Origin of the sequence: Pseudomonas sp. R32 (genome assembly GCF_009866705.1) — a bacterium.
GTDB classification, from domain to species: Bacteria; Pseudomonadota; Gammaproteobacteria; order Pseudomonadales; family Pseudomonadaceae; genus Aquipseudomonas; species Aquipseudomonas donghuensis.
Map to the genome: position 1 here is coordinate 3,892,150 of NZ_CP019396.1, position 12,095 is coordinate 3,904,244.

13 protein-coding genes are annotated in these 12,095 nt (G+C 60.5%); 4 read left to right on the forward strand and 9 right to left on the reverse strand.

From position 1 onward, the window contains the following. Positions 1-4 precede the first annotated feature (4 nt). The 3 genes from PspR32_RS17990 to PspR32_RS18000 are packed head-to-tail and all read right to left on the reverse strand — an operon-like array spanning position 5 to position 2,735. Positions 5-877, reverse strand: a complete 873-nt coding sequence (locus tag PspR32_RS17990; protein ID WP_010223283.1) for a rhomboid family intramembrane serine protease — start codon at positions 875-877, stop codon at positions 5-7. Continuing rightward, a complete protein-coding gene (locus tag PspR32_RS17995) occupies positions 874-1,845 on the reverse strand; it encodes a metallophosphoesterase (protein ID WP_159388979.1) in 972 nt (323 codons plus the stop codon). Before PspR32_RS17995 ends, PspR32_RS17990 begins: the two co-directional genes overlap by 4 nt. Next, positions 1,845-2,735, reverse strand: a complete 891-nt coding sequence (locus PspR32_RS18000) for an NAD(+) kinase (protein ID WP_010223281.1) — start codon at positions 2,733-2,735, stop codon at positions 1,845-1,847. Before PspR32_RS18000 ends, PspR32_RS17995 begins: the two co-directional genes overlap by 1 nt. A gap of 133 nt (positions 2,736-2,868) precedes the next feature. Between PspR32_RS18000 and PspR32_RS18005 the strand changes: the two genes are divergently transcribed. Next, the gene (locus PspR32_RS18005; protein ID WP_036996454.1) at positions 2,869-3,813 is read left to right on the forward strand and encodes a DUF1853 family protein; all 945 of its coding nucleotides are present in this window, start codon (positions 2,869-2,871) and stop codon (positions 3,811-3,813) included. A gap of 75 nt (positions 3,814-3,888) precedes the next feature. Here the strand turns inward: PspR32_RS18005 and PspR32_RS18010 are convergent, their stop codons facing one another. Continuing rightward, on the reverse strand, positions 3,889-5,175 hold the full coding sequence (locus PspR32_RS18010; protein ID WP_010223279.1) for an arsenic transporter: 1,287 nt from the start codon (positions 5,173-5,175) through the stop codon (positions 3,889-3,891). 171 nt (positions 5,176-5,346) lie between these two features. Here PspR32_RS18010 and PspR32_RS18015 point away from each other — a divergent pair, with 171 nt between their 5' ends. Beyond that, on the forward strand, positions 5,347-5,895 hold the full coding sequence (locus tag PspR32_RS18015) for a cytochrome b (protein ID WP_010223278.1): 549 nt from the start codon (positions 5,347-5,349) through the stop codon (positions 5,893-5,895). Here the strand turns inward: PspR32_RS18015 and PspR32_RS18020 are convergent. Both PspR32_RS18020 and PspR32_RS18025 read right to left on the reverse strand, forming a co-directional pair. After that, positions 5,892-6,791, reverse strand: a complete 900-nt coding sequence (locus tag PspR32_RS18020; RefSeq protein WP_159388980.1) for a 1-aminocyclopropane-1-carboxylate deaminase/D-cysteine desulfhydrase — start codon at positions 6,789-6,791, stop codon at positions 5,892-5,894. The genes PspR32_RS18015 and PspR32_RS18020 overlap by 4 nt on opposite strands. A gap of 78 nt (positions 6,792-6,869) precedes the next feature. After that, positions 6,870-8,906 (reverse strand): NADPH-dependent 2,4-dienoyl-CoA reductase, encoded by a 2,037-nt coding sequence (locus tag PspR32_RS18025; RefSeq protein WP_159388981.1) that lies wholly within the window; start codon positions 8,904-8,906, stop codon positions 6,870-6,872. A 278-nt stretch (positions 8,907-9,184) separates the two neighbouring features. On the opposite strand from PspR32_RS18025, the gene PspR32_RS18030 reads away from it, so the two are divergent. Both PspR32_RS18030 and PspR32_RS18035 read left to right on the forward strand, forming a co-directional pair. Further along, complete coding sequence (locus PspR32_RS18030; RefSeq protein ID WP_159388982.1) at positions 9,185-9,391, forward strand: hypothetical protein; 207 nt, start codon at positions 9,185-9,187, stop codon at positions 9,389-9,391. Position 9,392: 1 nt separating this feature from the next. Next, positions 9,393-9,941 (forward strand): RNA 2'-phosphotransferase, encoded by a 549-nt coding sequence (locus PspR32_RS18035; RefSeq protein WP_159388983.1) that lies wholly within the window; start codon positions 9,393-9,395, stop codon positions 9,939-9,941. Positions 9,942-10,711: 770 nt separating this feature from the next. Here the strand turns inward: PspR32_RS18035 and PspR32_RS18040 are convergent. The 3 genes from PspR32_RS18040 to PspR32_RS18050 are packed head-to-tail and all read right to left on the reverse strand — an operon-like array spanning position 10,712 to position 12,095. Continuing rightward, complete coding sequence (locus tag PspR32_RS18040; RefSeq protein WP_224793722.1) at positions 10,712-11,185, reverse strand: hypothetical protein; 474 nt, start codon at positions 11,183-11,185, stop codon at positions 10,712-10,714. Further along, a complete protein-coding gene (locus PspR32_RS26740; protein WP_080764697.1) occupies positions 11,185-11,517 on the reverse strand; it encodes a polymorphic toxin type 24 domain-containing protein in 333 nt (110 codons plus the stop codon). The genes PspR32_RS18040 and PspR32_RS26740 overlap by 1 nt, the downstream gene beginning before the upstream one ends. 23 nt (positions 11,518-11,540) lie before the next feature. Next, complete coding sequence (locus PspR32_RS18050) at positions 11,541-12,095, reverse strand: hypothetical protein (protein WP_159388984.1); 555 nt, start codon at positions 12,093-12,095, stop codon at positions 11,541-11,543.

Sequence of the window (12,095 nt, forward strand, 5' to 3'; positions counted from 1 at the left end):
AAAATCAAGCGGTCAGTTTACGCCGGGCCAGCGCCCCGCCCAAGAGCCCGCTGAGGCAACCGACCAACAGCCCGCCGACATGAGCGGCGTTGGCGATCTGGCCGAAGCCGAGCAGGCTGATCAAACCGGACAGGCACAGCAACAGCCAGACCAGCATCATTACCAGCACGCCGCGCGGCATGCGATACACAGGGTTGGGCGCCAGCCATTGGTACAGCCAGACATGCCCGAGCAAACCGTAGAGCACCCCCGACAGGCCGCCGAACAGGCTCGGGCCGCCAAACAGGTACTGGGCGGCGTTGGACACCAGGCTGAACAGCAGGGTCATGCCGAGCAGGTTCCACGGGCCCTGGCGCAGCTCGATGCGCCGGCCCAGCTCCCAGTACCAAAGGCCGTTCATGGCCAGGTGGAGGATGCCGAAATGCACCAGCATCGGTGTGAACAGGCGCCACCACTGGCCATCGGCAAGGCTTGCGGCCAGCGGGGTGAAGTACAGGTAATCGCCCTGCACGCGAAAATCGAGGAAGGTCAGCCAGCTCAAGGTGGCGAAGTTGTCGCCAAGCCCGGTGAGGCCGGCGACGATCAGGCACAGCAGCAGGATCGCCGCCGTGGCCTTGCTGGCGCGCAACTGCTCGCCGACGCTTGGCTGTGCCGGTGGCGCCAGGGCGGTGTCGGCCGGCAATTCAAACTCCGCATTGCCCTCTGGGAAGCGCTGATACAGCTCGCGCACGTCTTCGGCGAAGTCCTCGGCCACCCACAACACCAGGTCGCCGCCCTCCTCGCTGACCCGGTGCGGCACCTGCAGGCGCCGTAACAGGCCGACAAAACCGCTGAGATCGGTACTCAGCGGCATGCGTAATACCTCCACTACAGTCATTGGCTGGCCTCCGGCCGGTCGACATCGACCCAGACGAACTTGCGTGGGTCGATGCGGGTTTCAGCATCCAGACGGTAAGCAACCAGTTTGCCGTACAGCACCGCACTGTAGTCCAGGCAGGCCAGGTTGGCGCGGATCGGCGCTGGTTTGCCGCTGCGCCAGTAATGGCCGACAAACAGCATCGGTTCGTCCTCGCTGTAGCGCAGCAAGGCGTTCTTCTGGCTGTGGCTGAGCGGCGCGTTGGCTACCTGCTCGGGCAGCGCATCGGGCTGGAAGACGATATCGCCGTAGGTTTGCGGGTCTTCTTCCCAGAACTTGGTGCGGAAAAACGCGCGGGTCAGGCCGTCGCCCCCGGTCAGGGTCAAACCGTCCGGCAGGCGCATGTCGGTGCCGCGCAACAGGCGGTTGCAGACCGTGGCGGCAAAGCTCTCCGGCACCGCCGAAGCCTGGATGAAATGCTCGTCGATGCGCCCGTCCGGGTACTGCTGGCGCAGCGGCTCGATCAGGCGCGCGTCCCAGCAGGCATGCACCAGGCGAAAACGCCCGGCGTCGATGAACAGCGGCAGCTCGTAGAACCACTCGAGGAAGTCCTGCCAGTCGCCCGGGTGCTGTTCGAACTGGGTCAGGGTCTCGTAGATCAGCCGCCCATGGCGCGGGGTGTGCTCGCGCACGTAATGCTTGCCGCTCTCGGGCAACACCGGGGTGTTCCAGCCCAGGGCGTTGTACTCGTGGTTGCCCATGATGCAATAGGCCTGGCCGGCTTCGACCATGTCATGGACGATGTGCAGCGCTTCGCGAATCCGCGGGCCACGGTCGATGATGTCGCCGAGGAACAGCGCCTGGCGCGACGGGTGACGCCAGACGCCGCCCTGGCGCTTGTAGCCGAGGGCATCGAGCAGGCGTTCGAGGGTGTGCGCACAACCGTGCACGTCACCGATCAGGTCGAAACTGCGAGCGGGATCGAGCATCACTCGCCTCCACCACCCAGGCGGCTGCCCCAGCCGAGCTTGGTCCGGCATACCTCATAGTAATTGTGATCCAGCGGATGGATCAGGCGCAGCTTCTGCGGCTTCTTGTTCACCGTGATGGTGTCGCCCGGTGCGCAGGTGAAATGGTTCTGGCCGTCACAGGAAATCTGCGGGTAGATCTGCAGGTCCTTGGACACCACGATCTTCAGCTCGCTGTTGCCGTCGACCACGATCGGCCGCCCGGACAGGGTGTGCGGGTACATCGGCACGATGACGATGGCGTCGAGTTTGGGGTGCATGATCGGCCCGCCCGCCGACAACGCGTAGGCGGTGGAACCGGTCGGGGTGGCGACGATCAGGCCATCGGCCTTCTGGCTGCAGACGAACTGGCCGTCGATGTAGATCTCGAACTCGATCATCCGCGTCGACTTGCCCGGGTGCAGCACCACATCGTTGAGGGCATCGCCCTGGCCGATGGCTTCGGCGTGGCGGCGGACTTCGGCCTGCAGCAGGAAACGGTTTTCCACCAGGTAATGGCCGTCGAGTACCTCGGCGACTTTCACTTCCAGCTCATCGGGACGGATGTCGGTCAAGAAGCCCAGGCTGCCACGGTTGATACCCAGCACCGGAATGTTGTGCCGGGCCAGGGCGCGGGCGGCGCCAAGCAGGCTGCCGTCGCCCCCGACGACGATCACCAGGTCGCAGACTTCGCCCAACAGCTTGCGCGTTGAGGTCTGCAGGCCGTGGCCGGGCAGGACTTCGGCGATGGTGTCCTCAAGGATGACGTGCAGATGCCGCTCCAGCAGGAATTTTTTCAGTCGGCGAATGGTATCGAGCACCTGGGAGCTGCCGAGGCGGCCGATGATACCGATATTGCGAAATTGCTCCATGGGGCTCCAGGGCTCTACGGCGGGTAAAAAGGCGATGCTCGCCAAAGAGTTCGATTATGGGCGAAAGCGCCGTGCAGCGGCAAACGCCGGAGAAATTCGCCAGGCGCGCAGGCTTAGCGGCTATGCTCGCTGAATGAACCCGTTTCCCAGCCTGATCGACCTGCCCCGCCAGTTGCGCCAGCCTCAGGTGCGCGACCTGGCCTGGGTCATTCTCGCGCCGCCGATGCTGCGCGACACGCCGTGGCCGCAGCGTCATCCACTGGCCGCCAGCCGTTGGGTGGCCGAGCCAGAACGGCTGCAGCAGTGGCTGCTCGAGCAGGACCGTGACAGCCACGCCCTGCTGTACTGGCTGACCCAGGCCAGCACCCGGCGCCTGGGGCTGTACTACGAACGTCTATGGCAGTTTGTCCTCCAGCATGCCCCGGGCGTGACCCTGCTGGCCGCCAACCTGCCGATCCGCAACGGCGGGCATACCCTCGGCGAGCTGGACCTGCTGCTGCGCGACAGTGACGGCGTGCACCACCTGGAACTGGCAATCAAGCTATACCTGGGCCCGCAGCACGGCACCGACGACAACCCGGCGCAGTGGCTGGGGCCGGGTTGTCACGATCGCCTGGACCGCAAGCTTGCGCACCTGGCCGAGCATCAACTGCCGATATCGGCCCGTAGCGAAAGCCGCGAAGCGCTGGCGGCGCTGGAGATCGAGCAGTTCAGTGCGCAGCTGTGGCTGGGCGGCTACCTGCTGTACCCCTGGCCGGGACAGGCGCAAGCGCCGCGCGGGGCCAACCCACAGCACTTGCGTGGGCGATGGTTGCACCAGCGTGACTGGGCAGCGTTCCGTGCCCAGAGTGCACCTGGTCGCTGGCAGCCATTGCCGCGCCATGCCTGGCTGGCGCCGGCCTGTTACCCGGCGCAGGACTGCTGGTCGGCACAGCGCTTCGAGACCTGGTTGCAGGCGCTGGACCCGCTGGCGCCAGCGCAGTTGCTGGTGCGGCTGGTCGAGGGTGAGCGTGGCGAGTGGGAGGAAGCCGAGCGGTTGTTTCTGGTCTCGGACTTATGGCCGAACCTGCCAGGGTGACGGGTTTTGCAAGCCAGCTCCCACATGCACACAGATCCACTGTGGGAGCGGGCTTGACCCGCGATCAGGCCACCTCTAGACCACAGTCAACCGCAGCGCCAGCGCCACCAAGGTCAGCAACAACACCGGCACCGTCAGCACGATCCCGACCTTGAAGTAATACCCCCAGCCAATCTTCACCCCCTTGCGCTCCAGCACATGCAGCCACAGCAGGGTCGCCAGGCTGCCGATCGGGGTGATCTTCGGCCCCAGGTCGCTGCCGATCACGTTGGCGTAGATCATCGCCTCCTTGACCACACCCGTGGCGGTACTGGCATCGATCGACAAGGCGCCGATCAGCACCGTCGGCAGGTTGTTCATGATCGACGACAGCACCGCGGTCAGCAGCCCGGTGCCCAGCGCCGCTCCCCACACCCCGCCCATGGCAAAACCGTCGAGCCAGCCGGCCAGGTAATCGGTCAGCCCGGCATTGCGCAGGCCGTAGACCACCAGGTACATGCCTAAGGAGAACACCACGATGTGCCAGGGCGCTTCCTTGAGCACCTTGCGCGTGGAGATTTTGTGCCCGCGCGCCGCCACCAGCAGCAACACCAGGGCGCACACTGCAGAAATCGCGCTGATCGGAATGCCCAGCGGCTCCAGGGCAAAGCAACCCAGCAGCAGGATCATCAGCACCAGCCAGCCGGCGACGAAGGTCGCCGGGTCCTGCACCACGCTGCGCGGGGCATCCAGTTGCAGCGGGTCGTAGTTGCGCGGAATGTCGCGGCGAAAGTACCACAGCAGCACTGCCAGGGTGGCCGCCACGGCGACCAGGTTGACCGGCACCATCACCGCCGCGTAGCGGTTGAAGCCAATACCGAAGAAGTCGGCAGAGACGATGTTGACCAGGTTCGACACCACCAGCGGCAAGCTGGCGGTATCAGCGATAAAGCCTGCGGCCATGACGAACGCCAGGGTCGCCGCCGGGCTGAAGCGCAGGGCCAGGAGCATGGCCACCACGATCGGGGTAAGGATCAGCGCCGCACCATCATTGGCGAACAGCGCCGACACCAGTGCCCCCAGCAGCACGATGTAGCAGAACAAGCGCCGGCCACTGCCACGTCCCCAACGCGCCACATGCAACGCCGCCCAGGCGAAGAAGCCGGCGGCATCGAGCAGCAGGCTGATGATGATCAGGGCGATGAAGGTGCCAGTGGCGTTCCAGATGATGTGCCAGACCACCGGGATATCGCTCCACTGCACCACCCCGCAAAGCAACGCCAGCAGCGCCCCGCCCGTGGCGCTCCAGCCCACGCCCAGGCCACGGGGCTGCCAGATCACCAGGGTAATGGTCAGCAGGAAAATCAAAGATGCCATCAGCATGAAGTACAAACCTTGCAAAATAGTGGGGCACAAGCGCCGGATTCTAGCGACAGATCAAGACGGCGGTGATGAATTTCTGCTGCAATGCCCGGGTAACCAGCTGGCAAGCGGTTACAGTTAGCTGACTGCGCCAGAAGAGCGCGGACTTCGACCTGATGATGAGGAACACCCATGACTCTGAGCCAAAACCAGGCCCGCTACAGTGGCCTGTCGATTGCCCTGCACTGGCTGATGCTGGTGCTGCTGGCGGCGGTCTACGCCTTTATCGAACTGCGCGGCATGTTTCCCAAGGACAGCGCCGAACGCGCGTTGATGAAAGACCTGCACTTCATGCTGGGCCTGAGCGTGTTCGTGCTGGTCTGGTTACGCCTGGCCCTGCGCCTGGGTCGCCCGACCCCAGCGATCATTCCGGCGCCACCGGCCTGGCAGACAGGCCTGGCGCACCTGATGCACCTGGCCCTGTACCTGCTGATGATCGGCCTGCCGCTGGCCGGCTGGCTGCTGCTCAGCGCCGCCAACAAACCGATCCCGTTCTACGGTTTCGAGCTGCCGGCGCTGATCGCCCCGGACCCGGACCAGGCCAAATTCATCAAGGGCTGGCACGAGCGTATCGGCACTTGGGGCTACTGGCTGATCGGCCTGCATGCGGTCGCAGGCCTGTACCATCATTACGTGCAGCGCGATAACACCCTGCTGCGCATGTTGCCACGCAACAACTAGGCAAAACTGCGGCGGCCCTGCAGGCCGCCGCTGTGCAGGAAGATAAGGCGGGTACCAGGGGCAAAGGCCCCGGCTTCGACCTCCCGACGTAGCGCCAGCAAGGCTTTGGCGGTGTACAGCGGCTCCAGCGGCATCGCCGACTGCGCCTCGCACTCGGCCATGAACGCCAACAGTTCGTCATCGACCTTGGCAAAGCCGCCACGGCAGGCCTCATGCAAGCGGTAACCGGCCTTGCCCACCAACGTTTGCACCGCCTCGGGCACGCCATGGTCCAGCGGCACGGCCAAGGCGCCATGAACCTCGTGCCTGCCCGCTTCCGCCAGCACCAACCCGGCCAGGGTGGTACCAGTACCTGCCGCCAGCCACCAGCCGTGATAATCCGCCCAGCCCAGCGCCGCCAATTGCGCGTGCGCCTGCTCGACGATCAAGGCGCAGCCCTTGGCGCCCAGGGCCCCGCCGCCGCCTTCGGCGACACAATGCCAGCCGGGGTAAAGCGCCTGCCAGGGTTGCCAGAAACCCGGCTGATGACGCTCGCGATAGCCGCCATACCCCAGCCAATGCAGCTGCATGCCAAAGGCCTGCAGGTCGCGCACCGTCGGTGTGTCTTGCGCGTGCCCGCGCAGCAGGCCTGCGGTGGCAAAGCCGAAACGCTTGCCGGCGGCTGCCAGGGCATGCAAGTGATTGGAATGGGCGCCGCCAAGGCTGATCACCCCAGGCGCCCCCTGGGCCTGGGCGATTCGCAGGTGTTCGAGCAGCTTGAACCACTTGTTGCCGCTGATCAGCGGGTCGATCAGGTCCAGGCGCAACACCGCCAGCTCCACGCCATGGGCGCGCAGCCAGCTCAGGGGCAAGGGTTGCAGGGGCGCGAGAGGAAGGTCGTCGAATCTGCCGATCATGGGAGGGGCACAACAGGGCTGCCAGGGCAGCGCAGTGTAACAGCGCGACGGGCCCGGCAGCCCGCCGCGCTGCGCCAGTCAGAGTCCGGCGGCCAGGCGCGACCCCTGGTTGATGGCGCGCTTGGCATCCAGCTCGGCGGCGACATCGGCACCGCCGATCAGGTGCACCGACTGGCCAGCGGCGACCAGGCCGTCCTGCAGTTCGCGCAGCGGGTCCTGGCCGGCGCAGATGACGATGTTATCCACCGGCAGCACCTGCGGCTCGCCCTCGGCGATGCGGATGTGCAGGCCGGCATCGTCGATGTTCAGGTACTCGACGCTGTTGAGCATCTGCACCTGCTTGTTCTTCAGGCCGGTGCGGTGAATCCAGCCGGTGGTCTTGCCCAGGCCATCGCCGACCTTGGTCTTTTTGCGCTGCAGGAGGAACACCTGACGCGCCGGCGCATGGGGTTCGGCCTTGATGCCGGCCACACCACCGCGGGCTTCAAGCTGGGTATCGATGCCCCACTCCTTCCAGAACGCCTCGCGGTCCTGGCTGGTGGCCACGCCCTGGTGCACCAGGTACTCGGAGACGTCAAAGCCGATACCGCCAGCGCCGATCACCGCAACCTTCTGCCCTACCGGCTTGCGTTGCAGCAGCACGTCCAGGTAGCTCAACACCTTGGCGTGTTCAATGCCAGGGATAGCCGGCAGGCGCGGAGCGATACCGGTGGCGAGGATGATCTCGTCAAAGCCGCCCGCCGCCAGCTGCTCGGCATCGACGCGGGTGTTCAGGCACAGCTCGACACCGGTGGTCTGCAGCTTGCGCTTGAAGTAGCGCAGGGTCTCGTAGAACTCCTCTTTGCCCGGCACGCGCTTGGCCACGTTGAACTGGCCGCCGATCTCGCTGGCCGAATCGAACAGGGTCACCTCATGGCCGCGCTCGGCTGCCACGGTGGCAGCAGCCAGGCCGGCGGGGCCGGCGCCCACTACGGCGATACGCTTGACCTGGGTTACCGGCAGGTAATTGAGCTCGGTTTCGTGGCAAGCGCGCGGGTTGACCAGGCAACTGGTCAGCTTGCCGCCGAAGGTGTGGTCCAGGCAGGCCTGGTTACAGCCGATGCAGGTGTTGATCTCGTCGCCACGCCCGGCGGCGGCCTTGTTGACGAACTCCGGGTCGGCCAGGAACGGCCGCGCCATCGAGACCATGTCGGCATCGCCTTCGGCAAGGATCTGCTCGGCGACTTCTGGGGTGTTGATGCGGTTGGTGGTGATCAGCGGGATCTGCACTGCACCGCGCAGCTTGGCGGTGACCTTGCTGAACGCCGCGCGCGGCACCTTGGTGGCGATGGTCGGGATCCGCGCCTCGTGCCAGCCGATACCGGTGTTGATGAGGGTCGCGCCGGCCTGTTCCACGGCCTTGGCCAGCTGCACGATCTCTTCCCAGCTGCTGCCGCCCTCGACCAGGTCAAGCATCGACAGGCGGAAGATGATGATGAAGTTCGGCCCTACCGCTTCCCGCACCCGGCGGACGATTTCCACCGCCAGGCGCATGCGGTTCTCGTAGCTGCCACCCCAGCGATCGGTGCGCTGGTTGGTGTGGGCGGCGAGGAACTGGTTGATGAAGTAGCCTTCCGACCCCATGATCTCGACGCCGTCGTACTCGGCGCTTTGCGCCAGTAGCGAGCAGGTGACGAAGTCCTGGATCTGCTTCTCGATGCCCTCTTCATCCAGCTCGCGCGGCTTGAACGGGTTGATCGGCGCCTGGATGGCGCTTGGCGCTACCGATTTCGGGCTGTAGGCATAGCGACCGGCGTGGAGGATCTGCATGCAGATCTTGCCACCGGCCTCATGCACCGCTTTGGTGACGATGCGGTGTTTATCGGCTTCTTCCGGCGTGCTCAGCTTGGCAGCGCCGGAATACACCCCACCCTCCACGTTCGGGCCAATGCCGCCGGTCACCATCAGGCCGACGCCGCCACGGGCGCGCTCGGCAAAATAGGCCGCCATGCGCTCGAAACCGCCGGGCTTCTCTTCAAGGCCGGTGTGCATCGAGCCCATCAGCGTGCGGTTGCGCAAGGTGGTGAAACCCAGGTCCAGCGGGGCGAGCAAATGCGGGTATTGAGCGGTGGCCATAGTCAACTCCACAACAGGCGTAATCACGGAATGCAGGCGCCTCGCCAAGGCTGGCGGGGCCCGTCAGTTATCTGAGGCCGACATTAAAGAGCCAGCGGGCGCGGCTCAATGACCGAAAGTGACAAGTTATTGATCCTACTGCGCGCGGGCACCTTTGGGACACAATACCCAAAGTGTGTAATCACCTGTCTCTTTTCCGAAGAATCTTATGATTGCACCAATAGCTCCTTTTGCACCTTTGTATGGACCGGACACATGGTGGACAGGTGTACGGGGACATGGTTGATACTTTCGGCACGATTTCTAGCCGGGATTTCACCCATGACCTGAAAGGCCAGGAGCCGGCCCCCGAGGTGATCGCACAACTGCAAAACTACGCCGAGGGGCGGCGGGAAATCGAGGTGGTGCTGGAGAAATTTCAGGGGCAAGATTGTCGATGGGCAGCAGCTGCCTCACAAGGCATAAGCCAGGAACCACGGAAATAACATGAGCAGCAAACAACTCAACGAAACCAGCAAGTTTCTCAGCTATGTTCTCAGGCATGAGCCACAAGCTATCGGCTTGCAGCTAGACAGCGAAGGCTGGGCAGATATCGATTTTTTGATTGCCGGCGCGGCTAAAGACGGGCGAACGCTAGATACCGCACTTATTCAAGCGGTCGTCAGCAGCAGCGATAAAAAACGCTTCAGCATCTCGGATGATGGACAACGCATCCGCGCCGTACAGGGCCACTCGACATCCAACGTCAGCCTTCAGCACATAGAGAAAGAACCACCGGAATTTCTCTACCATGGCACAGCAACACGCTTCCGGGAGTCGATCCGCCAACAAGGGCTGATTGCTGGCTCACGCCACCACGTGCACCTATCGCAGGACAGATCAACAGCGATTGCTGTCGGACAGCGCTATGGAAAACCTGTGGTACTAAAAATTGAAGCCCTGCGTATGTACCAACAGGGCTTCAAGTTATTTCAGGCGGAGAATGGAGTTTGGCTAACTAGCCATGTGCCAGAAAAATTCTTGTGCGAAGAATAGCTTGCCCTTTGACGGTCTAACAGAAATTATTCCAAAACAAGACACAACAAAGAACGCCACTCTGAAAATCAGACTTTAGCAACGTCACTCAGCCAGACATCAAAGCTCGGCAACTCATAAGCCCGCCCCTTGCCACCTAGATCAATAACAACAACTCGAGGATCGCCACCTAAGTCGTCACCATCAAAAAAAAGCGGCGTCATCATTTAACTGAGCAAATGGAATTAAATTTCGACCCTCTAAACCTACCCCCATAACTGTGCCGCAAACGCCACGACAACTCACCACCTTCCGTGCTTGCATCATCAAACCACCAGACAAAGTCATTAGGTAAATCTACCGACTTGGCCAGCTCCAGATATTTTTCTGGATACTTAAAGCCAGCGGGTAACTGCGCAGTTGAATAGGTACGAAAAGCCTTCTGCATTATCATCACCTCGGAATCTCAGGATCGGAAATAGATCTGCGGGGGAGCTTCTCCGCCCAATGTCTATCCACACTAGGCATTCCATAGAGATTTAACCCCCCAGCTTTTGAAGGGCGAACCTCAATAATTTCCCCTTTACCACCTGAAGCATAAAATAACTTTCTTGCAATGCCTGAACAGTCTGATCCTGAGCAGCTCACCATATTTTTAATTTGCGAGCTCCGCATCACATCATCAACAGACTTGCTTGGCGAAAACTCCGGGCTGACAGGGCGGAATGGACGATCCATTCCTGGCGGGATAAACTCGTCGACCTTTCCAGCAGAACCTGCGCCTTTTGCACCTATTCAGTTATTTGATAAAAAGTAACAGTAGGCCCGTAATCCTGATCCGAATTCGAAACTTCAACAGAAAATTTCCTCTCTGGAAATTTGTCTTTCAAGACCAACCGCCATGACAAAGAAACAATTTCAGCTAGCTGTTCAAAAACAACGTCATCGACCTCATCATTGCAGCCTGAAAAAACATCGTACAAGTGAGTATGGTTCATTATTTCTTCAACTGCACGAACATCGCCATCAAATTTTTTTAGCCATACAAAAAAAACATCATGATCGTATTTAGCATTTAAAATAACAGCGCCCTGACTAACAAAAAAATCAGGAAACAACAGCCTGCAAAACAGCAGACAATCTTCAGGACTGCACACGGCGCTGACATAAGAAAATATATCAATGTTATCTTTTTCAGCCCAGCTTGATGCCCACAACTCGTATCTGCTCAAACCACTAAATGGTCTAATTGTATTAATCTTCATTATGGAATCTCATCCGGGGTGGTAGGCCGCGGAGCCAGTTTCGTAGACGGCGACTGAACCCTGACCGTCCCGTCCGGCAACGTATTTCGACCATATTCTATTACATGTGGTGTCGACACATTAGCATGAGCTTTGCCGGTAACGTCAACTCGCTTAACAATCATCCCGGCTGAATCATAGACGGCATAGCTGGTGATATTTCCTTGATTATCGGCCCGATACACAGTTCCATTCGCTGGTCCACCATCATGCTTAAAGCGGCCGCTAACCTGAGTAGCGTTTTCAAGCGGACCTCCAACAAGATCATTTGCGTTACGAGGAACAGAATTGATGCTAGTTGAGCCTTTTGCACCGACTAGCTAGAATAGGAAGAAATCAGAGCCTTTGCGATTATACCTTCCGCGGTGCAACCGGATGCCAGCTCAGCCAACTCATCCATCGAGATCAAATTTGAGTTTAAATACTCGTAAAAACCCTCTTGAAGCTCTGATTTTTTCACAGCAACAACGCCAAATTCCTCATATGCGCTTTCAAAGGCAACCCATTTGCACGCGCTATCGCATAGAACTATTGGATAACCAACCGCTCCATCAAAAAAACTTTCAAACTTTTTACTCAACCAACGAACATCTTTCTCTAAATCGCTTCCATCGAAGGAAAAACAAGAGTTACCTAATCGCTCACTTCCTGAAAACTTTATAAATACATCTGACTTAAAGCTGGAAACGCTATTCGATACCAATCCCGAGAAAATTTCAAAAAAGCAGAGCAATGGTCTCTCAAAAAACCAAAACAGAAATCCACCACCAACAAAAACATTCATCGGCAAGTTTTTATTAAAATTTATGACACCTGACAGCCTGTCAAGAAAAGAATTCAAATCTTTACCTTCAACTTTCAAAACAGCCAT